This is a genomic window from Paenibacillus endophyticus, assembly GCF_014192395.1.
Lineage (GTDB): Bacteria > Bacillota > Bacilli > Paenibacillales > Paenibacillaceae > Pristimantibacillus > Pristimantibacillus endophyticus.
In genome coordinates this window covers 160,348-179,382 of sequence record NZ_JACHXW010000005.1, presented here as the reverse complement: position 1 = coordinate 179,382, position 19,035 = coordinate 160,348, and the positions used below count along the sequence as shown (strand labels likewise).

The 19,035-nt window shown below is 43.5% G+C and carries 22 protein-coding genes; all 22 read left to right on the top strand.

Annotated features, from left to right (window positions below; genetic code table 11):
* The first annotated feature begins 13 nt into the window (after window positions 1–13).
* The 22 genes from fliG to FHS16_RS10440 all read left to right on the top strand — a co-directional run bounded on the left by fliG (window position 14) and on the right by FHS16_RS10440 (window position 19,010).
* Window positions 14–1,015 (top strand): flagellar motor switch protein FliG, encoded by a 1,002-nt coding sequence (gene fliG, locus FHS16_RS10545; RefSeq protein ID WP_183562118.1) that lies wholly within the window; start codon window positions 14–16, stop codon window positions 1,013–1,015.
* On the top strand, window positions 1,008–1,847 hold the full coding sequence (locus FHS16_RS10540; protein ID WP_183561743.1) for a FliH/SctL family protein: 840 nt from the start codon (window positions 1,008–1,010) through the stop codon (window positions 1,845–1,847). The genes fliG and FHS16_RS10540 overlap by 8 nt, the downstream gene beginning before the upstream one ends.
* The gene (gene fliI / locus FHS16_RS10535; RefSeq protein WP_183561741.1) at window positions 1,834–3,159 is read left to right on the top strand and encodes a flagellar protein export ATPase FliI; all 1,326 of its coding nucleotides are present in this window, start codon (window positions 1,834–1,836) and stop codon (window positions 3,157–3,159) included. The genes FHS16_RS10540 and fliI overlap by 14 nt, the downstream gene beginning before the upstream one ends.
* An 8-nt stretch (window positions 3,160–3,167) precedes the next feature.
* Window positions 3,168–3,614: a flagellar export protein FliJ gene (gene fliJ / locus FHS16_RS10530; RefSeq protein ID WP_183561739.1), complete on the top strand. Its 447-nt coding sequence runs from the start codon at window positions 3,168–3,170 to the stop codon at window positions 3,612–3,614.
* A 37-nt stretch (window positions 3,615–3,651) separates the two neighbouring features.
* A complete protein-coding gene (locus tag FHS16_RS10525; protein ID WP_183561737.1) occupies window positions 3,652–4,557 on the top strand; it encodes a magnesium transporter MgtE N-terminal domain-containing protein in 906 nt (301 codons plus the stop codon).
* A 49-nt stretch (window positions 4,558–4,606) separates the two neighbouring features.
* Window positions 4,607–5,977 (top strand): flagellar hook-length control protein FliK, encoded by a 1,371-nt coding sequence (locus tag FHS16_RS10520; RefSeq protein ID WP_183561735.1) that lies wholly within the window; start codon window positions 4,607–4,609, stop codon window positions 5,975–5,977.
* 35 nt (window positions 5,978–6,012) lie between these two features.
* The gene (locus FHS16_RS10515; protein ID WP_183561733.1) at window positions 6,013–6,537 is read left to right on the top strand and encodes a flagellar hook capping FlgD N-terminal domain-containing protein; all 525 of its coding nucleotides are present in this window, start codon (window positions 6,013–6,015) and stop codon (window positions 6,535–6,537) included.
* A 1-nt stretch (window position 6,538) separates the two neighbouring features.
* Entirely contained in the window at window positions 6,539–6,916 is a 378-nt protein-coding gene (locus FHS16_RS10510) for a TIGR02530 family flagellar biosynthesis protein (RefSeq protein WP_183561731.1), read from the top strand.
* A gap of 119 nt (window positions 6,917–7,035) precedes the next feature.
* Window positions 7,036–7,854, top strand: a complete 819-nt coding sequence (flgG, locus tag FHS16_RS10505; RefSeq protein ID WP_183561729.1) for a flagellar basal body rod protein FlgG — start codon at window positions 7,036–7,038, stop codon at window positions 7,852–7,854.
* A 57-nt stretch (window positions 7,855–7,911) separates the two neighbouring features.
* Window positions 7,912–8,139, top strand: a complete 228-nt coding sequence (locus FHS16_RS10500; RefSeq protein ID WP_183561727.1) for a flagellar FlbD family protein — start codon at window positions 7,912–7,914, stop codon at window positions 8,137–8,139.
* A complete protein-coding gene (locus FHS16_RS10495) occupies window positions 8,136–8,600 on the top strand; it encodes a flagellar basal body-associated FliL family protein (protein ID WP_183561725.1) in 465 nt (154 codons plus the stop codon). Before FHS16_RS10500 ends, FHS16_RS10495 begins: the two co-directional genes overlap by 4 nt.
* 38 nt (window positions 8,601–8,638) lie before the next feature.
* Window positions 8,639–9,640: a flagellar motor switch protein FliM gene (fliM, locus tag FHS16_RS10490; protein WP_183561723.1), complete on the top strand. Its 1,002-nt coding sequence runs from the start codon at window positions 8,639–8,641 to the stop codon at window positions 9,638–9,640.
* The gene (fliY, locus tag FHS16_RS10485) at window positions 9,630–10,892 is read left to right on the top strand and encodes a flagellar motor switch phosphatase FliY (RefSeq protein WP_183561721.1); all 1,263 of its coding nucleotides are present in this window, start codon (window positions 9,630–9,632) and stop codon (window positions 10,890–10,892) included. Before fliM ends, fliY begins: the two co-directional genes overlap by 11 nt.
* Window positions 10,893–10,912: 20 nt before the next feature.
* Window positions 10,913–11,275 carry a response regulator gene (locus tag FHS16_RS10480; RefSeq protein ID WP_028611027.1) on the top strand — a complete coding sequence of 121 codons (363 nt, stop codon included), beginning with the start codon at window positions 10,913–10,915 and terminating at the stop codon, window positions 11,273–11,275.
* Window positions 11,276–11,332: 57 nt separating this feature from the next.
* Window positions 11,333–11,932: a flagellar biosynthetic protein FliO gene (locus FHS16_RS10475; RefSeq protein WP_183561719.1), complete on the top strand. Its 600-nt coding sequence runs from the start codon at window positions 11,333–11,335 to the stop codon at window positions 11,930–11,932.
* 28 nt (window positions 11,933–11,960) lie between these two features.
* On the top strand, window positions 11,961–12,677 hold the full coding sequence (gene fliP, locus FHS16_RS10470; protein WP_376769663.1) for a flagellar type III secretion system pore protein FliP: 717 nt from the start codon (window positions 11,961–11,963) through the stop codon (window positions 12,675–12,677).
* Between the two features lie 22 nt (window positions 12,678–12,699).
* Window positions 12,700–12,969 (top strand): flagellar biosynthesis protein FliQ, encoded by a 270-nt coding sequence (fliQ, locus tag FHS16_RS10465; RefSeq protein WP_183561717.1) that lies wholly within the window; start codon window positions 12,700–12,702, stop codon window positions 12,967–12,969.
* Window positions 12,970–12,980: 11 nt separating this feature from the next.
* Complete coding sequence (gene fliR / locus FHS16_RS10460; protein ID WP_183561715.1) at window positions 12,981–13,778, top strand: flagellar biosynthetic protein FliR; 798 nt, start codon at window positions 12,981–12,983, stop codon at window positions 13,776–13,778.
* Window positions 13,779–13,791: 13 nt separating this feature from the next.
* Complete coding sequence (gene flhB, locus FHS16_RS10455) at window positions 13,792–14,889, top strand: flagellar biosynthesis protein FlhB (protein ID WP_183561713.1); 1,098 nt, start codon at window positions 13,792–13,794, stop codon at window positions 14,887–14,889.
* 22 nt (window positions 14,890–14,911) lie between these two features.
* A complete protein-coding gene (flhA, locus tag FHS16_RS10450; protein ID WP_183561711.1) occupies window positions 14,912–16,942 on the top strand; it encodes a flagellar biosynthesis protein FlhA in 2,031 nt (676 codons plus the stop codon).
* The gene (gene flhF / locus FHS16_RS10445; RefSeq protein ID WP_183561709.1) at window positions 16,939–18,144 is read left to right on the top strand and encodes a flagellar biosynthesis GTPase FlhF; all 1,206 of its coding nucleotides are present in this window, start codon (window positions 16,939–16,941) and stop codon (window positions 18,142–18,144) included. Before flhA ends, flhF begins: the two co-directional genes overlap by 4 nt.
* Entirely contained in the window at window positions 18,141–19,010 is an 870-nt protein-coding gene (locus FHS16_RS10440) for a MinD/ParA family protein (protein WP_183561707.1), read from the top strand. Before flhF ends, FHS16_RS10440 begins: the two co-directional genes overlap by 4 nt.
* Window positions 19,011–19,035 lie beyond the last annotated feature (25 nt).

Here is a 19,035-nt window from a genome sequence, read left to right as displayed (position 1 = left end):
GGTGTCGAAATCGATGCAAGGCTTATCAGGACGTCAGAAAGCAGCAATATTACTCATTACGCTTGGGCCTGAAGTATCTGCACAAATATTCAAACATTTGCGCGATGAAGAAATTGAACAGCTTACGCTTGAAATTGCTAATGTCCGAAAAGTAGACAGCATGGATCGTGAAACGATTCTAAGCGAATTTCATCAAATCTGCATGGCTCAGGAATATATCACGCAAGGCGGCATTTCATATGCAAAAGATATTTTGGAAAAGGCACTTGGCGAACAGAAAGCGCTGGAGGTTATCAACCGATTGACAGCGACGCTGCAAGTAAGACCGTTTGATTTTGCGAGAAAAGCAGAGCCTACTCAAATTTTGAATTTTATACAGAATGAAAATTCTCAAACGATTGCGTTAGTACTCTCCTATTTGCAATCGGAGCAATCTTCGCATATTCTCTCTTCGCTTCCTCAAGAAAAGCAAGCAGAGGTTGCTAGACGAATTGCATTGATGGACAGTACATCGCCTGAAGTCATTTCGGAAGTTGAACGTGTATTGGAGCAGAAACTCTCGGCTACGGTTACGCAGGATTACACGAATGCCGGCGGCATTGACTCCATCGTACAAATTCTAAACGGTGTAGATCGCGGAACGGAGCGGACTATTCTGGATGCGCTCGAAATACAAGATCCTGAGCTTGCAGAAGAAATCAAGAAACGCATGTTCGTCTTCGAAGATATCGTCAATATCGACAATCGTTCGATTCAGCGTATTATTCGTGATATTGAGAACTCAGATCTTCAGCTTGCGCTTAAAGTGGCAAGTGAAGAGGTTCGTGAAGCAATATTCCGAAATATGTCCAAACGTATGGCTGAGACGTTTAAAGAAGAAATGGAGTTCATGGGTCCCGTTCGACTTCGTGATGTTGAAGAAGCGCAAACTCGTATCGTAGCTACCATTCGCAGATTAGAAGAGTCTGGTGAAATCATCATCGCCCGTGGTGGAGGAGACGATATCATTGTCTAATTTGATCAAATCATCGAGTGTGATTACTCTTGACCAATTGAAGCAGCTGGAATGGCTGCATCAGCGGAATTTTGAAATCGAAGAAACACTTAGTCAGGAAGAGGAGATTGAGCTTGGACCTGATGAAGAGACGATAAACTTGCGAGATCAAATTTTAAATGACGCTCAGCTTTATGCTGAAGAAAGACTGCAAGAGGCAGCGTCGGAAAGCGAAAGGCTGCTTTCTGAAACCGAGCAGCAAATTGAAGTTTGGTGGCTGCAAAAACGAACGGAAGATGAAGCTGCATCTGAGCTTTCTAAACAAAAAGGATACGATCTTGGCTACGCTGAAGGATCTGCACAATCCGAAGCGGAGCTACGAGAAGTCTGGGAGCAAAAAATTGCTGAAGCATCCGATGTGCTGAAAACAGCTTTTGATATGAGAGAACAAATTATCCAAGAGGCTGAGCCTTTTCTAGTTGAACTTAGCTGTGCAATCGCCGAAAAAATTATTGGACAGCAGCTTACTTTAGCGCCTGATATGGCTATCGAGCTTATACGCAAATCGCTTTCACGCAGAAGAGAGCAAGGTGTCATTACGCTGTGTGTCGCACCAGGTCAGCTGGCTTTCGTACAAGCTGCTCGCGAGGAGCTTCATTTTGCAATTGACTCCCAGGCTGAACTGCAGATTTTACCCGACTCTACAGTGAAGGATAACGGTTGTGTTATCCGATCGGCTTTCGGAAGCATTGATGCGCGGATTGACACGCAGCTCTCAGAAATTAAGCGCGAGTTGATTCATCTTGCTCATCACAGCAGCGAAGAGCGAGGTCATTCCGATGATAGTGAATAATCTTGATGTGCTTAAATATATCGAACATCTGCATCCGCTCGATCCTGTTAGGGTGAACGGAAAAGTAACGCAAGTCATCGGACTGACGGTCGAGTCAGAAGGACCCGATGCGAGCATAGGTGATGTCTGTTTTATCTATCCGTCCAAAGGTGCAAAGCCCATAAAAGCTGAAGTCGTTGGATTTCGCGAGAATAAGGTTATTCTAATGCCCTTGGGCGATCTGCATGCCATTAGTCCTGGATGCGATGTCGTTGGTACAGGCAAGCCTTTGACGGTTCAAGTTGGATCAGAATTGCTTGGTAAGGTGCTTGACGGTTTAGGTAATCCACTCGATGGATCTTTTCTGCCTAGGCGGATGCCGCATTATTCAACTTATAATGAGCCCAGCAACCCGCTGAAAAGGCCTCGTGTGGTCGAACCACTCGGCATCGGAGTAAGAGCCATTGATGGATTGCTTACGGTTGGCCGTGGTCAACGTGTAGGTATTTTCGCAGGATCCGGCGTTGGTAAAAGCACACTGCTAGGTATGATTGCGCGGAATACATCCGCCGATGTCAATGTGATTGCCCTTATTGGCGAGCGTGGGCGCGAGGTATTGGAATTCATCGAGAAGGATCTCGGCCCAGAAGGCTTGGCTCGTTCCGTTGTTATCGTAGCTACCTCTGACCAGCCAGCTCTTATACGTATTAAAGGAGCGCTGATTGCTACATCTATCGCTGAGTATTTTAGAGATAGAGGCTTAAACGTCATGCTTATGATGGACTCGGTTACCCGCTATGCTATGGCACTTCGTGAAGTTGGCTTAGCTATAGGTGAACCACCTGCCACGCGAGGTTATACGCCATCTGTATTTGCTGCGTTGCCGAAGCTATTAGAACGGGCAGGAACAGGGCCCAGCGGCTCAATTACCGCATTTTATACCGTGCTTGTCGATGGTGATGACATGAATGAGCCAATTGCTGATGCTGTTCGCGGCATTCTAGACGGGCATATCGTATTAAGCCGTCAATTAGCGCATAAAGGGCATTTCCCTGCAATCGATATCCTAGCTTCTGTAAGTCGTGTTATGAAAGAAATCGTAACCGAGGAACAGCAGGATGCGGCGAATGAATTGAAAAAGCTTCTGTCTATTTATAGAGATTCGGAGGACCTCATCAATATTGGGGCGTACCAAAGAGGATCCAATCAAGAAATTGATACGGCGATGCAATTTATTGAATCCATACAGAGCTATACGAAGCAAAAAACGAATGAAAAAGTTAGCTTGGAAGAAGCGCAATCAGGTTTGATTAATCACTTCTACAGGAGTTGAACCTTTAAATGGCATCGTTTCGGTATACATTTCAGAGGGTTGTCGATTTAAAGGGCAGCGAGAAAACGCAAGCGGAGTGGATGCTGTCCTCTGCCGTTGGCGTGTTAACTGCTGAGGAACTTTCACTTGAGCAATTACGTGTGAAACAACAGGAGTGGGAATTCAAACTGATTGATGCTGCTAAAATTGCGGTTCCACTATCTGAGCTTCAAGTCATTCAGCAATATTTGGATTATTTAGTAGCTTGTATTACAAACAAAATGAAAGACGTGTTGCATGCACAAAAAGCGGTTGAGCAAAGCAGACTTAACCTTTCAGACAAGATGAAAGATGAAAAGGTTTGGCTAAAAGCAAAAGATCATGCGCGTGATCGGTTCCAGTATGCTATGCAAATAAAAGAGCAGAACGAGCTGGATGAGATGGCAAGCGTCCGTTTCATGATACCAACCCCATAAAGTGATGCGTGATACCGGCTAGAGGGAGTGAATGGAATTGGCGGGTACGGAAAAAGAGAAGCAAAGCTACAGTGCACTTGAGAGAATGATGTTTTTGATGACGCCGATTTTGTTTGCCATCGTACTGCTCGGTGTATTGTTTACTTTGTTTAATAACGATTTCCGCAATAAAATGCTTACAGCCGGAAATTCAATTCCTGTCTTAAAAGACGTATTGCCTGAACCAAAGGTTGCAGGTGGTTCAATAAATGACGATGAATTGAAAACTTCGAACATGTCAGCCAAAATTGCGGACTTGCAAGCCCAGTTGACGGCAATCGAAAGCGAATTGGCTGCAGCGAATCAAACAAAATCCTCGCTGGAGCAAGAAGTGAAGGATTTAGAGAGTGACAATTCGCAGCTAAAGAGTTCAAATGAATCAGATGCATTAGAGGACGAGCAGTACCAGGTGAAAATTCAGGAGCTGGCAAGCATGTTCTCCAAAATTACGCCTAGTAAAGCAGCTCCGATCCTGCAAAGCATGACACTGGATGAAATGGTTCTTGTGTTTGCGAATATGCGTCCTGATGACCGGGTACGTATAATGGAAAAAATGAATCCTCAGACAGCTGCAAATGCTGCTATGAAGCTGAAGGATAATGTTACTGCTAAAGACATGCAGATTGCAGCGCTTCAAGCTCGACTTGAATCTGAGAAAACAGAGGTGGCTAAGCCCGCATCTTCCGTTCTTGATCAAGAGCAGCTCAGTGCAACCTTTACAGCAATGGATGCTAAAAGTGCAGGAGAATTACTGGTTAAAATGGTTGATGTTAGTCCTAGCAAAGTGCTTCGGATTTTAAACGCGGTAGATAATGAAACGAGATCTTCCATTCTAGCTGAAATGTCTGGGATTGATGAAAAAGTAACAGCTCAGCTCGTAACGAAGCTGATGTCAGGTAGTTAACTCCGTCTTTTGGATTGTGATATTCACTATTTGAAAGGAGGTGAAAAAAATGGAAATAGCTATACCGCAGGCAAGTAATGCCCAGCCTCAAGCGCAAGCAGCTTCAAACGCTCAAGGAAGTAAAGCGGCTGAAGGAGCTGTGTTTCAAAAAACGTTGGTTCAACAATTAAACAACGATACGACCACTAAATCAGGACAATCAAAAGCAACGCCTCTTGTCGATGTTGTGAATAATAAAGCAGTTGTCGAAGGGGAGGAAGCTGTAGCTTCACCAACACTTTTGGAACTTATGTCGATTATTGATGGTTTGTTAGATAAGCTGGAATCATCTGAAACAGCGGATGAAGAAACGAAACCAATAGACGATGAGCATTTGAACCAACTATCAGATATGTTGGATCAAATGAGCGCTTTACTTGCTTTGCTCGGATTACCTGTACCGCTAGTCCAGCAGTCGAATACGGATGTTCCTTTGGATGATTCAAGCTTAGATGTAACACAAGAGCTTAATCAAGCAGTCAATATTAGGAATAAGCTTCAGGATACGCTTGTTCAAATGCAGATCATGCTAAATCAAGGCTCTATGAAGCTCATTCATCAACAAGAACCAGCTATAGTGGTTGCTCAGCAGCTTCAAGCGTTAACAGCGATTCTGGAAGGTCAGCCGGTGGATACGACGAAATCACAAACGAAATCGACGACCTTCACACAACAACTGTTTACCGCGCAGCTGGCACCTCAAGCGGATACCGGCGTCCTTTTGCAACGTTTATCGCAGCAAACTGCTCACCCGATGATGTTCTCAACCATTGCACAAACGATGGAGCAAAGCGTGGATACGGATCCAGCGGTTTCTAATGTTGAAAGCAATTTGCAATTGCATCTCGGTACAAGCAATGCGGAGACGATTCGCGGTCTAGCTCCATTGACGGCAAACGCTCCGACTGCAACTTCCTATGTTGTTGCAGAAGAGTTCGCTAAGTCGATGACGGGTATGATTGTTCAAAAATTGGATTTGACGATGGTCAATGGTGTTTCGGAAGCCAAAATCATGTTATTCCCTGAGCATTTAGGTCAGGTTGATGTGCGTATAACGATGCAAAACGGTTTATTGACTGCTGTTTTTCAGACAGATACTGCAATGGCGAAGGACATGCTAGACAACCAAATGGCACAGCTGCGTTCTGCACTCCAAGCGCAGGGGCTAATGGTTGACAAGCTGGAGGTTTCACAAGGACAATCGACATCGCAGCTATCTCAGCAGCAGCAAGGGCAGGGAAGCAGCCAGCAGCAATCTTCGAGTCGACAAAGATTTAACCATGATGAAAGTACAAGCGATAGCCAATTCGAGACTGAAATGGTTCAGCAAGCTACGATCCAAGGACTTGGATTCGGTAGAGGCATAAATGTCAGAGCATAATATCGCAAAAGTACCGTCCAAATGAACGGAGGTGATTGGAAATGACAGATAGCGTTTCTACTCGTGCGGTATGGCCTAACTACAGCCAAGCCAACGTTCAAGCCGCTGCTAACAAAAAAAGTTCAGATACACTTGGAAAAGATCAGTTCTTAAGTATTCTCGTTACACAGCTGCGCAATCAGGATCCGATGCAGCCGTTGCAGGATAAAGATTTTATCGCGCAAATGGCTCAATTTACATCTGTCGAGCAGCTCATGAACATGTCTACTGAGCTTACCTTAATGCGTCAGAACATTGGTTCTGCTTCAAGCTTAATCGGTAAGTCGATAGAGTGGAACGAGTATGACGAAGCAGGTGAGATTACTACGGTCAAAGGCGTTGTTGATTCCATTATTTCGAAGGAAGGCATCCTGTATGCGAGAGTAGGCGGAGCTGAGGTTGCACTTGATTATGTAACTTCGATTTCTGAAACAAGCGACAACGGGGATTCTTCAAGCGACGATGATGCAGGCAGCGAATCTTCTAATCCAGCGAATGCTGAGGAAGGAGCTGAAGGCTAATATGAACGAAGGTATGAAAATTGGTCATATTTTCCCAGTCATAACCACACCTCACCAAGCGGGCAAGACTGCAGTCAACCGTCATTCGCAGTCGTCAGAATTTCAAGAAATGCTTAATGCCAAAGTGCTTAAATTCAGCCATCATGCGGAGGTACGCATGCAGCAGAGGGGCATTAAGTTGCAGCCTGAATCACTGACTAAAATTATAAATGCGGTAGAAGAAGCAGCCTCCAAAGGGGCGCAGGATTCCTTAATTGTATTTCGCGATATTGCTATGATAGTAAATGTGCCGAGTCGAACCGTCGTAACCGCGATGGATGGCGGACAAATGAAAAGCAATGTATTTACGCAAATTGATAGTGCTATTATTTTATCGTGAGAAGGCTGGACCTATCAGGGAGCCTCAGGCTGTGGATCGATTGAAGCAGCTAAATGATAGTGCATACTACAATTTGAAATAAGAGGATTTCATATTATATTCCAGGAGGAATAATCTAAATGCTAAGATCGATGTATTCGGGCGTTTCTGGTATGCGCGGCTTTCAAACAAAGCTGGACGTTATTGGTAACAATATTGCGAATGTAAATACGGTTGGCTTTAAAGCGGGCCGTGTTATGTTTAAGGATATTCTTAGCCAAACAGTTGCTGGCGTCACAGCACCTGAGGAAGGTGTTCGCGGCGGTGTAAATGCTAAGCAAATCGGATTAGGCGTATCTATCGGTTCTATTGATACCGTACATACAGCGGGAAGTGCAATGACTACTAACCAACCGACAGATCTTCGGCTTGATGGAGACGGTTTTTTCGTAGTCAGAGCAAGTGATGATTCCGAAATGCTTCTAACTCGTGCGGGGAACTTTACGCTTGATTCAAACAGACAGCTCGTGACTGGTGACGGCTATTTTGTTCTTAGCGTAGATCAAGAGCCAATCATTCTTGATGAAGCGATTACTGCTTTTTCTATCGGTCAGGACGGTACGATTATGGGGGTAACGGTTGACGGTACTGAACCCATTGCGCAACTAGGGGTTGCTAAAGTTGTAAACCCAAGCGGATTAGAGAAGCTTGGCGGTAACATGTATCGTGTTACAGCCAATGCGAATCCAGACGCTTCGATTGAAGATTTCATGACATTCGCAGGTGATCCGGAACTAGGAACAGGCGCTATTATTGCGGGTCAGCTTGAAATGTCCAATGTTGATTTAACTGCTGAGTTTACGGAAATGATCGTGGCACAACGCGGCTTCCAAGCCAACTCTCGAATCATCACGACTTCAGATGAGATTCTGCAAGAGGTTGTTAACTTAAAACGATAGGTAATTCATAACGAGCGGGAGGCTTAGTGCCTCCCCTAGGTGTGAGGGGGGTAACTAATGATTACCGTAACGCGTTTAAATGGAACAAAAGTGACAATAAATGCTTTATTGATTGAAGTGATTGAAGAAGCAGCAGATACGGTTATAACGCTTACGACAGGAAAAAAATTAGTCGTTACGGAGAAAACATCTGAGCTGCTGTTGCTTAATCAACAATATTTACGCACAATTGGCCTCATTGCGGCGGCCCAAAAGAGTGAGCAAACGGAGGGTCCCTCATCATGAAAAAAATGCTTCCATGGTTAATAACAATTCTATTATCTATAACACTAATAGCTGTTGTTGCCATTATTTTGTTTAAGTCATTCTTTGCTGATCCGAAAGAGCAAGCTACAGAAACAAAGACAATCGAGGTTAAGGTATTATCCGCGGACGAGCGGGTGGAGGTTACTTCCGAATTAAAGGATTTCAGAAGAAATCTGAAGGATCCGGAATATGTTGTTGTGCTTAGCTTTGCGTTCCAACTTGACGGGAAGAAAGCTAAGGAAGAGTTCGATAAGATTATCGAAATTGAAGTTAGGCCGATCATTAACAGAGCACTAGCTGACATGACTGCTGATGAACTGAACGGTTCGCAGGGAGAAGATGCGCTTGAATCCAAGCTGCTGAATCTTATTACGCCAATCATTCCAAAAGGAAAATTGGTTAAAGTAGAAATCACTAACTTTATCATTACTGAAATTTAACTTAACTACGCCGACATTCCTCGAAGGAGGTGAGATATTTGGTTGATGTTCTATCGCAAAATGAAATAGATGCGCTATTAGCAGCCTTGGATTCTGGCGAAATGGACGCAGAGGATCTCAAGAAGGAAGAAACGACCCGAAAAGTCAGCTTGTATGATTTTAAGCGCGCCGTTCGTTTTTCGAAGGATCATATAAGGAGCTTAACAAGGATACATGAAAACTTTGCGCGATATTTGACAACCTATTTCTCAGCGCAACTTCGCACTTTTGTTCAAATTAATGTCGTGCAGGTCGAGCAGTTGCCTTATGACGAATTCATTCGTTCGATTCCTAAAATGACGATCTTGAATATATTTGAAGCGGAGCCGCTCGAAGGTCGAATGGTGCTTGAGGTTCATCCGAATGTGGCCTATGCCATGCTTGACCGTATGCTTGGAGGACAAGGCATAGCACCTTCCAAAATCAACAATTTAACGGAGATTGAAACCATTATAATGGAACGAATCTTCAGCAGAACGTTTGAAAGCTTGCAGGAAGCATGGAAAACGATTATCGACATTTCGCCAAGGCTAGAAGCTTTGGAAACCAATCCGCAGTTTATGCAGATTGTTTCGCCGAATGAAACGATAGCCCTAATTTCGTTCAGCACAAAAATTGGCGACACAACGGGTATGATCAATCTCTGTATCCCCCATGTCGTTATTGAACCCATTATGTCAAGGTTATCTGTCCATCATTGGTTTGTTTCCCAGAAGAAAGCTCGCGCGCCAGAAGAGGTGGAGATTCTGGAGCAGCGTGTTAACAAAGCTAAGCTTCCCATCGTTGCTGAGTTAGGTGAATCGGCGCTTACCATTAAAGAATTTTTAGGTCTGAATGTTGGGGATGTTATTTCACTTAATAAGTCAGTGGATGAAGGCTTGAAAATTAAAGTGGGGGATAAGCTTAAGTTTATTGGCAGTCCCGGCTCTGTTAAAGATCGGATAGCTGTTCAAGTAGATGAGATTGTCGTTGAAGGAGTGGAAGAAGATTATGATGAGTAAGGACTATTTGTCACAAGAGGAAATCGATGCATTGCTTCGTCAGTCCTCCAATGATTCGGAAGCCGAGCAACCTTCAGAAGGCGGATCGCAGCTTTCGGACTTCCTATCTGAGATGGAACAATCAGCGCTCGGTGAAATAGGAAACATTACTTTTGGCAGCGCAGCGACAGCATTATCGACGTTGTTAGGTAAAAAAGTAGACATTACGACACCTCAAGTAACGATTGTGAAAAAGGAAGAGCTTGCCGATATTTTCCCTAAACCTCATGTTGCTGTTAGCGTTCAATATGTCGATGGGTTTCAAGGCATTAATTCTTTGGTTATTAAAACGAAGGACGCTCAGATCATCGCGGATCTCATGCTCGGCGGCGAAGGAACCAATATAACGGTTGAAGAGCTAAATGAAATTCATATCAGCGCTGTGCAAGAAGCAATGAATCAAATGATGGGCTCATCGGCGACTTCGATGTCTACGATATTCAATCGTTTTGTTAATATTTCGCCTCCTGGCATCGATATTTTAGATGTGAACAATGGTGACGGCATGGAGCATTTGCCGCCGGTTGATTTGTTTATCAAAATATCTTTCCGATTGACAATAGGCGATCTCATTGATTCAACGATCATGCAGCTGCTTCCGATCCCTTTTGCGAAGCAAATGGTAGATATTTTGATGGGAACGGTAGACGAACCGGCAGCTCCAGAAGCCGTGGCAGCACCACAAACAGCACCGCCTGCTTCGGCACAACAAGCCGCGATGCAGGAAACGGCAGCAACCGCGTATATGAACGCTGCGCCGCCTCAAATGCATGCAGCACCGCCTATGCAGCAGCAAATGCCGCCTACGCAGTACCAAACGCCTGCAGCGGGCTATGATATGAGCATGCAGCCGCCTGGTCCGCATACCTATGGTCATGCTGCGAATCGAAACGTTAATGTACAGCCTGTCCAATTTGCTAATTTTGGCAATGTGCCATATATTCAGCCAGATGAGACAAACCTCAATTTACTTCTCGACATACCGCTAAAGGTCACTGTAGAATTAGGAAGGACCCAAAAGCAGATAAAAGATATTTTGGAGCTGTCGCAAGGTTCAATTATTGAGCTGGACAAGTTAGCCGGTGAGCCGGTTGACATCCTGGTAAACAATAAACTCATTGCCAAAGGCGAGGTTGTTGTTATCGATGAAAACTTTGGTGTTCGAGTTACGGATATCGTAAGCCAATGGGACCGCATTCAAAAATTACAATAGCATCCTAGGAGGATAAAAAGATGGCAAACCGCATTCTAATCGTAGACGACGCAGCATTTATGCGAATGATGATTCGTGACATTTTATCAAAGAACGGATACGAAGTCGTCGGTGAAGCCCAAGATGGCGCCCAGGCGGTTGAGAAGTACAAGGAACTAAAACCAGATTTGACAACGATGGATATTACGATGCCTGAAATGGACGGAATTTCCGCATTGAAAGAAATTAAAAAGCTCGATGGAAACGCAAAAGTGATTATGTGTTCAGCAATGGGTCAGCAAGCAATGGTAATTGATGCGATTCAAGCAGGCGCAAAGGACTTCATCGTCAAACCGTTTCAAGCTGATCGTGTAATCGAAGCGATTAAGAAAACTCTCGGATAACGGTTAGATATTATGCTTAACTTAACTTCGCGCATTTCAATGGTGTCTGCTCTTGGGATGGCGATATGGCCTCGATTTGCGGCTGCTGCTGCCTTAGACGGCAGCAGCGCAAGCAATGACGAACAAATGGTGTTCACGGGATCAAATGATCTCGCAGGCAGTTTGGTATGGGTCATCGTCGCACTTGCTATCGTAATCGTATTAATTATTTTTGTCATTAAATGGCTGTCTCAGCGCAACCGTATGTGGGGAGCGAATCGATCGCTTCGCTCACTCGGCGGCATTGCACTCGGCCAGAACAATTCCATGCAAGTCGTTGAAATTGCAGGTCGAATCTACATAGTTGGCGTTGGCGAAAGCATCACTCTAATTGATAAGTTAGACGATCCAGAGCAGGTTACCGCTGTAATTGCAGCGTTAGAGCGTCAAAAGGATGCTGGATGGGGCAATGACGTTGTAGGACAAGTAATTAACAAGCTCAAAAATCGCAACAAAAAGAATGAATCAGAGCCTATAAATGAACAATGGAACAAATCGTCCTCTTTTGAAGATTTATTACAAAATAAACTTAGTCAGCAAGCTGATCGTAAACAGCAGTTGGAATCGCTATTGCATAACTCAAAATTAAATGAACGGTTGATGGATGATGAAAAATAAGTGGTGGATATCAATCGTCGCTGTACTGATGCTTGCCATGTTCGTTCATGATCAAGCATTTGCAGAGCCGTTGCCCGATGTATCCATCAATATTGGTGACGGGAATGGCGAAGCACCCGGTACAAGCGCATTATCCATACTTCTCTTGATTACAGTGTTAAGCATTGCTCCAGCAATAATGGTGCTTATGACTAGCTTTACACGAATTGTAATCGTATTGGGTTTTGTCAGGACTTCGCTTGGTACACAGCAAATGCCTCCTAACCAGGTGCTAATCGGCTTAGCGATGTTTCTTACCTTTTTTATTATGGCTCCAACCTTCTCGCAGGTGAATGAGGTTGCACTTCAGCCATACCTCAAAGGAGAGATCAGTCAAACCGATGCCTTTAAAGAAGCATCTATTCCAATGAAGAAGTTCATGTTCTCGCATACGCGCGAAAAGGATCTTATGCTGTTCATGAATTACACAAAAACGGAGAAGCCTGCTTCATTCGAGGAGATTCCTATTACGGTATTAATACCAGCTTATGCAATAAGCGAATTGAAAACAGCCTTTCAAATGGGTTTCATGATTTTCATTCCTTTTCTAGTCATCGATATGATCGTAGCCAGCACCTTAATGGCTATGGGGATGATGATGCTGCCTCCTGTTATGATTTCTCTACCGTTTAAATTATTGCTGTTTGTGTTAGTGGATGGTTGGTACTTAATCGTTAAATCTTTATTGTTAAGCTTCAACACGTGATACTAGCAGGGAGTGACGTTCGATGAGTACTGATTTCATAATCGGGTTAGCCGGAGAGGCTGTATTCGTGGTTTTGAAAGCCAGTGCGCCAATGCTCGTTCTTGCTTTGGTCGTAGGTCTAATCATTAGTATTTTCCAAGCAACAACTCAGATTCAAGAGCAGACGCTCGCATTTGTTCCGAAAATTGTAGCGGTTTTTGTATCCATTATCATTTTTGGACCATGGATTCTAAATACGGTTATCGATTTCACATACAATCTGCTGAATAATCTTCATAATTACATCGGTTAGGTTGTGAGTGGATGAATGCGATCGTACAAGGTTTTCCTATTTTTTTGTTGATCTTTTGTCGAATAACTGCGTTTTTCGTCGTTGCGCCTGTCTTTTCTTCGCGAGGCGTGCCGAATGTCTTTAAACTAGGACTCGGTTTTTTCATTTCATTTATCGTTTTCCTAACGTATGGAATGAAACAATCGATCGTGCCTGATGCAGAGTATGTGCTCATCTTGTTTCGCGAGATATTGATAGGTGTGTTAATGGGCTATGTTGTTTATTTATTTTTCACTGTGGTTCAAACGGCTGGAGCTTTTATGGATTTACAGGTTGGATTCGCAATGGCAAATATCGTTGATCCGCATACAGGAACTTCTGCCCCACTGCTTGGTAACTTTAAATACATGTTGATTATCGTAATTTTCCTCATGATGAACGGCCATCATTTTTTATTGACAGGCCTCATGGACAGTTATCAATGGATGCCACTCGATAACGTACTGTTCAGTCGTTTTATGAATGGTAGTATAACGGATTTTTTGTTAAGAACATTTAGCAACACTTTTTTATTAGCCATTCAAACTGCAGCACCACTAATTGTTGCGATGTTTCTTACAGATGCTGGATTAGGGTTTTTGACAAAATCAGCACCTCAATTTAACGTATTTGTAATCGGAATTCCCATTAAACTTATAATAGGTCTTTTTTTATTAATTTTGTTAATGCCGAGTCTTGCAGGTATTTTTGAAAAATTATTTTCCATTATGTTCGAGTCATTAGAGCAATTATTAGGAGTTGTTCAAAGACCACCGACTGTGGGGCAATAGGAGGAATACTTGTGTGCGGGATTATCGTCTAAAGCTTGATCTCCAGCTTTTCAGTCAAGAAAAAACAGAACAGGCAACTCCAAAGAAAAAGAGTGAAGCTAGAAACAAAGGACAAATTGCTAGATCCTCTGATCTACCAGGATCATTTATATTACTGTTTATCTTTATGGGCTTTATTATGTTTGGTGATTATTACAAGAAACATATTATGATGCTATTTGGGAATCTGTTTGAAGACTGGTTGCTCATGGAACTAACCACGGGCAACGTGCTGTCACTCTTTATTGATATATCAACTGAAATGCTCTTAATATTAATGCCTATTTTTGTAATAACAATGGTTATTGGGGTTTTAGGTAATGTTATACAGTTTGGATTTCTTTTAACAGGTGAACCGTTAAAGTTGAAAATAGAGAAGTTGAATCCAATAAGTGGTTTTAAACAAATTTTTTCTGCTAAGACGATCGTTGAATTTTTGAAAAGCGTCTTGAAGCTACTAATTATTGGTGTTTTAGTTTATATCACAATTTCAAAAGAATGGGAACGAATATTAGTTCTTGCTAGTCTACCCATTCAACAAATATTTACTTTTACTGCAAGTTTAACGTTGAGATTAGGGATAGAAATCGGGGCTGTACTAACTGTATTGGCAATTGCTGATTATTTCTATCAACGATACGAACACAATAAAAGTTTGAAAATGTCAAAACAAGATATTAAAGATGAACATAAGAAATCTGAAGGAGATCCGTTGATTAAAGGCAGAATTCGCCAGCGTCAGAGGAGAATGGCGTTTCAGCGCATGATGCAGGAAGTGCCTAACGCGGATGTCATCATTACCAACCCTACACATTTTGCTATCGCACTGAAATATGATGCCTCTAAGATGGAAGCACCGAAGATCATTGCAAAAGGGATGGATCACGTGGCGCTTCGCATTAGGGAGATAGCTAAAGAAAATGGCGTAGTCATGATGGAAAATAAACCACTTGCCAGAGCGTTGTATGAACGGGCTGAAATCGGGGATGTCATTCCTCCAGACTTGTTTCAAGCGGTGGCTGAGGTGCTTGCATATGTATACAAAATGAAAGGCCGAGTAAAATCATCTTAACACTACGGGAGGAGACGGCGTCATGAAAGCAAAAGACTTTGTAGTATTATTTGGCGTAATTGGCATTGTACTCATGATGATAATCCCGATCCCAGTCCTACTACTTGATATACTCATTATTTTAAACATTTCAATTGCCTTGATGATTTTACTTATTGCGATGAATACGAAGGAAGCGCTGGATTTCTCTATCTTCCCTGCAATACTGTTAATAACTACCCTGTTTCGACTAGCTCTAAACGTCTCAACAACAAGAAATATTTTATCTCATGCCGAGGCTGGGGAAGTTGTCGCGGCCTTCGGCAGCTGGGTAGGCGGAGGACAAATTGCGATAGGATTTATCGTCTTCCTTATCCTTGTTGTGGTGCAGTTTATCGTAATCACAAAAGGCTCGGAGCGTGTTGCTGAGGTTGCGGCAAGATTCACGCTTGATGCAATGCCCGGTAAGCAGATGAGTATTGACGCGGATTTGAATGCCGGACTGATCAATGAGCAGCAAGCAAAAGCCCGTCGTTCGAAAATCGAGCGGGAAGCTGATTTTTACGGAGCGATGGACGGTGCAAGCAAGTTCGTAAAAGGGGATGCAATTGCATCTATTATTATTCTAGTCATAAATCTAGTCGGTGGTTTCATTATCGGTATGGCGATTCACGACTTAAGTTTTGGCGAATCGCTCTCCACTTTCTCTATTCTGACTATTGGTGATGGACTTGTGAGTCAAATCCCTGCTTTGCTTATCTCGACAGCGGCTGGTCTTATTGTGACGAGAGCAGCATCAGACGGCAACTTGGCAGAGGATGTTACCGCTCAATTATTCAAGTATCCTAAGTTATTGTTTATTGCGGCAGGAACAATCGGATTACTCGGTTTAACGCCAATCGGTCCGCTAAGAACGTGGCCGTTTGCAATTATGCTTGCTTTTGGCGGCTGGTATATGCAAAAAGCAATCAACAAACAGCAAGAACAAGAGGAGATGCTCGTTGAAGAGCAGCAGATCGAAGAAGTTCGCAGCCCAGAGAGCGTAATTAGTTTACTGCAGGTTGATCCGATTGAATTTGAGTTTGGTTATGGTCTTATCCCTCTAGCAGATACCCAGCAGGGTGGAGACTTGCTTGATAGAATCATTATGATTCGCAGGCAATGCGCTCTTGAGCTGGGACTTGTTGTTCCTGTTATACGGATTCGCGACAACATTCAATTGAAGCCAAATGAATATGTAATCAAAATAAAAGGAAATACCGTAGCTCGAGGAGATTTGTTGCTGAATCATTATCTGGCAATGAGTCCTGGGTTTGAGGATGATTCCGTTATTGGGATTGAAACGGTAGAGCCTGCTTTTGGATTGCCAGCCATTTGGATTGATGAGCAGATGAAGGAGAGGGCAGAGCTCTCCGGGTATACCGTTGTTGATCCCCCATCTGTAGTTGCGACGCATCTGACAGAAATTATTAAACGACATGCTCATGAGCTTATTGGCCGGCAAGAAACGAAGCAGCTTGTTGAGAATGTTAAAGAATCATACCCAGCACTTATTGAAGAACTGATTCCTGCCATCCTTACTGTTGGTGATGTTCAAAAGGTATTGTCCAAGCTGTTGCGCGAGAAGGTATCCATTCGTGATCTGGTGACGATATTCGAAGCGTTAGCGGATCATGGAAATTATACGAAGGATCCTGATATATTGACGGAATATGTAAGACAGTCATTATCAAGACAAATTACGCAACAATTCTCATCAGGCAGCGATACGCTGAAAGTGATTACAGTAGGACCGCAGCTGGAGAAAAAAATCGCTGAGTCTGTTCAGCAGTCGGATCAAGGCAGTTATATCGCATTGGATCCGATATCCACGCAGCAGATCTATCAGAAGCTGAACGAGCATGTCAATCGTCAGATTCAATCAGGCCAGCAGCCAGTTGTGCTCGCTTCGCCTACAATTCGCATGTACCTTAGACAAATTGTTGAAAGAACGATGCAGGATGTACCGGTGCTTTCATACAGTGAACTAGAGCCAAACATTGAGGTGCAAAGCGTTGGGGTGGTGAATTTATGAGAGTGAAACGATATGTCGTAAACGCATTGCCTGAGGCCGTGTCGTTAATTAGAAGTGAGCTAGGTAAAGACGCCGTTATTCTGAACACAAAAGAAATCAAGGTCGGCGGCTTTATGGGCATGTTTAGCAAAAAAAAGATGGAAGTTATTGCAGCTATTGAAACGAATCAAGCCAATCCCCCAGCTCAAGCGCAGCGGGCACCGAACCCGCAAGTCGATGCTGCTGTCGAACAAATCCTTCAATCGGTACAAAGAACGGCTACTGCAGTTATGGAGCCGCCACCAGCACCTTTGATTGACGAGCAGGAAAAAAAACGCAATGAGCGGGAACAATTCATAATTGATGAAATCAGAGATTTAAAAGAATATATGGTCACTTTGTCAAAGAAGCAGAGTCAAAGCACAGAGCTGTCAGAGCATCTGATTGCATTAAGTGACCATCTTGCTGAGCAAGAGATGGATTCGCAATGGATTGAACGCTTGCTTAACGAAATTTTAGACAAGCAAACGGAAGAAGGAACTTCCTATAATAAAGAGCAGGTCTGGGAGCAGGCATTTTTGCTGCTCGAAGCCTGGCTTCAACCTTATAGCGGAAGCGGCATTAGCGATCAAGTCAGAGTAGTACATTTCGTAGGTCCGACAGGTGTTGGCAAGACAACGACTATTGCAAAGCTGGCAGCTGAACAAACCATCAAGCAAGGGAAAAAAGTTGGGTTTATTACTTCAGATACTTATCGAATCGCAGCGGTGGACCAGCTTAGGACTTACGCTAACATTTTGAACGTTCCGATGGAGGTTGTTTTTTCGCAAATGGATTTGCCACGCGCATTCAAGCAGCTTGAAGAGCGTGAATTAATTTATATGGATACAGCAGGTCGAAATTTCCGCAGCGAGCTTCACGTTTCAGAAGTGAACAGCCTGCTTCAAACGAGCGAGCCGAGCGAAACGGTGCTCGTGTTAAGCATGACAGGCAAAACACGTGATATGGCCGCAGTTGCAGATCACTTTTGCAAATACGGTGTACGGAAGGTGCTATTCACAAAGCTTGATGAAACATCCGTATATGGAGCCATTTTCAATCTCATCATGAATTATGAGCTGCTGCCGACATACATGGCAAGCGGGCAAACCGTTCCGGATGATATTGAAAGCTTTAAAGTTGATTCGTATATTCGACAGCTTTTGAGGAGTAGTGTCTCATGATGGACCAAGCTGAAGCGTTGCGTAACTTAGTCAAACAGCAAGAACGCGGTGAAGATGTTCTTGCGACTCGGGTTGTAACGGTAACCAGCGGGAAGGGCGGAGTAGGGAAGTCGAATTTTAGTTTGAATTTTGCTCTTTCATTGCAGCGGTTAGGTAAAAAAGTACTTGTTTTTGATGCTGACATCGGTATGGCAAATATCGATGTACTGATGGGGGTTTCATCGACTTACAATCTCTATCATTTGCTAAAGCAAGAAAAAACAATCTGGGAGATTGTGCAGGAAGGTCCAGAGGGGCTTCACTTTATTGCAGGGGGATCCGGGTTCCGTGATTTAATGGACTTGTCATTGGAACAGTTGGACCGATTCGCGGCTGAAATCAGCAAGCTTCACGGCAAATATGATGTCATTCTGTTCGATACTGGCGCTGGATTATCGAAGGAGACCATGAAGTTTATAACGGCTGCTCAAGAAACGATTGTCGTTACAACTCCTGAACCTACATCGATTACCGATGCATATGCTTTAATTAAGATGGTTAAAGGAATGGAAGCAGACATTCAATTCAAATTGATTGTTAACCGTGCATCCGATGCGAGAGAAGGAAAACAAACCGCGGACAAAATCAGCATGGTTTCACAACGGTTTCTCCAATCGGAGCTTCCGCATCTCGGCATCCTCCCGGATGATCCCAATGTTTCGAAGGCTGTGAAGCGCCAAGTACCTTTTACCCTTGCATACCCGGGAACAGAGGCATCTATTGCTATTAATCAAATTGCAAAACGTTTTCTTGAAATCCCACAAAGTGATACAGTTAGCGGTGGCGTCAAAGGATTTTTGCACAAAATGTTCAGACTCTCAAGATAATCCTTTGGAAGTGAGGAGTGAAAAG

Excerpts from the sequence above, each read along its gene's own strand:
- fliJ (WP_183561739.1), top strand. The coding sequence starts at position 3,168 with ATGGCATCGTTTCGGTATACATTTCAGAGGGTTGTCGATTTAAAGGGC.
- fliQ (WP_183561717.1), top strand. The coding sequence starts at position 12,700 with ATGAGTACTGATTTCATAATCGGGTTAGCCGGAGAGGCTGTATTCGTG.
- FHS16_RS10520 (WP_183561735.1), top strand. The coding sequence starts at position 4,607 with ATGGAAATAGCTATACCGCAGGCAAGTAATGCCCAGCCTCAAGCGCAA.
- FHS16_RS10440 (WP_183561707.1), top strand. The coding sequence starts at position 18,141 with ATGATGGACCAAGCTGAAGCGTTGCGTAACTTAGTCAAACAGCAAGAA.
- flhF (WP_183561709.1), top strand. The coding sequence starts at position 16,939 with ATGAGAGTGAAACGATATGTCGTAAACGCATTGCCTGAGGCCGTGTCG.
- fliG (WP_183562118.1), top strand. The coding sequence starts at position 14 with ATGCAAGGCTTATCAGGACGTCAGAAAGCAGCAATATTACTCATTACG.
- FHS16_RS10495 (WP_183561725.1), top strand. The coding sequence starts at position 8,136 with ATGAAAAAAATGCTTCCATGGTTAATAACAATTCTATTATCTATAACA.
- FHS16_RS10475 (WP_183561719.1), top strand. The coding sequence starts at position 11,333 with ATGGCGATATGGCCTCGATTTGCGGCTGCTGCTGCCTTAGACGGCAGC.
- flgG (WP_183561729.1), top strand. The coding sequence starts at position 7,036 with ATGCTAAGATCGATGTATTCGGGCGTTTCTGGTATGCGCGGCTTTCAA.
- FHS16_RS10480 (WP_028611027.1), top strand. The coding sequence starts at position 10,913 with ATGGCAAACCGCATTCTAATCGTAGACGACGCAGCATTTATGCGAATG.
- fliR (WP_183561715.1), top strand. The coding sequence starts at position 12,981 with ATGAATGCGATCGTACAAGGTTTTCCTATTTTTTTGTTGATCTTTTGT.
- FHS16_RS10510 (WP_183561731.1), top strand. The coding sequence starts at position 6,539 with ATGAACGAAGGTATGAAAATTGGTCATATTTTCCCAGTCATAACCACA.
- FHS16_RS10500 (WP_183561727.1), top strand. The coding sequence starts at position 7,912 with ATGATTACCGTAACGCGTTTAAATGGAACAAAAGTGACAATAAATGCT.
- fliY (WP_183561721.1), top strand. The coding sequence starts at position 9,630 with ATGATGAGTAAGGACTATTTGTCACAAGAGGAAATCGATGCATTGCTT.
- flhA (WP_183561711.1), top strand. The coding sequence starts at position 14,912 with ATGAAAGCAAAAGACTTTGTAGTATTATTTGGCGTAATTGGCATTGTA.
- fliI (WP_183561741.1), top strand. The coding sequence starts at position 1,834 with ATGATAGTGAATAATCTTGATGTGCTTAAATATATCGAACATCTGCAT.
- fliP (WP_376769663.1), top strand. The coding sequence starts at position 11,961 with ATGCTTGCCATGTTCGTTCATGATCAAGCATTTGCAGAGCCGTTGCCC.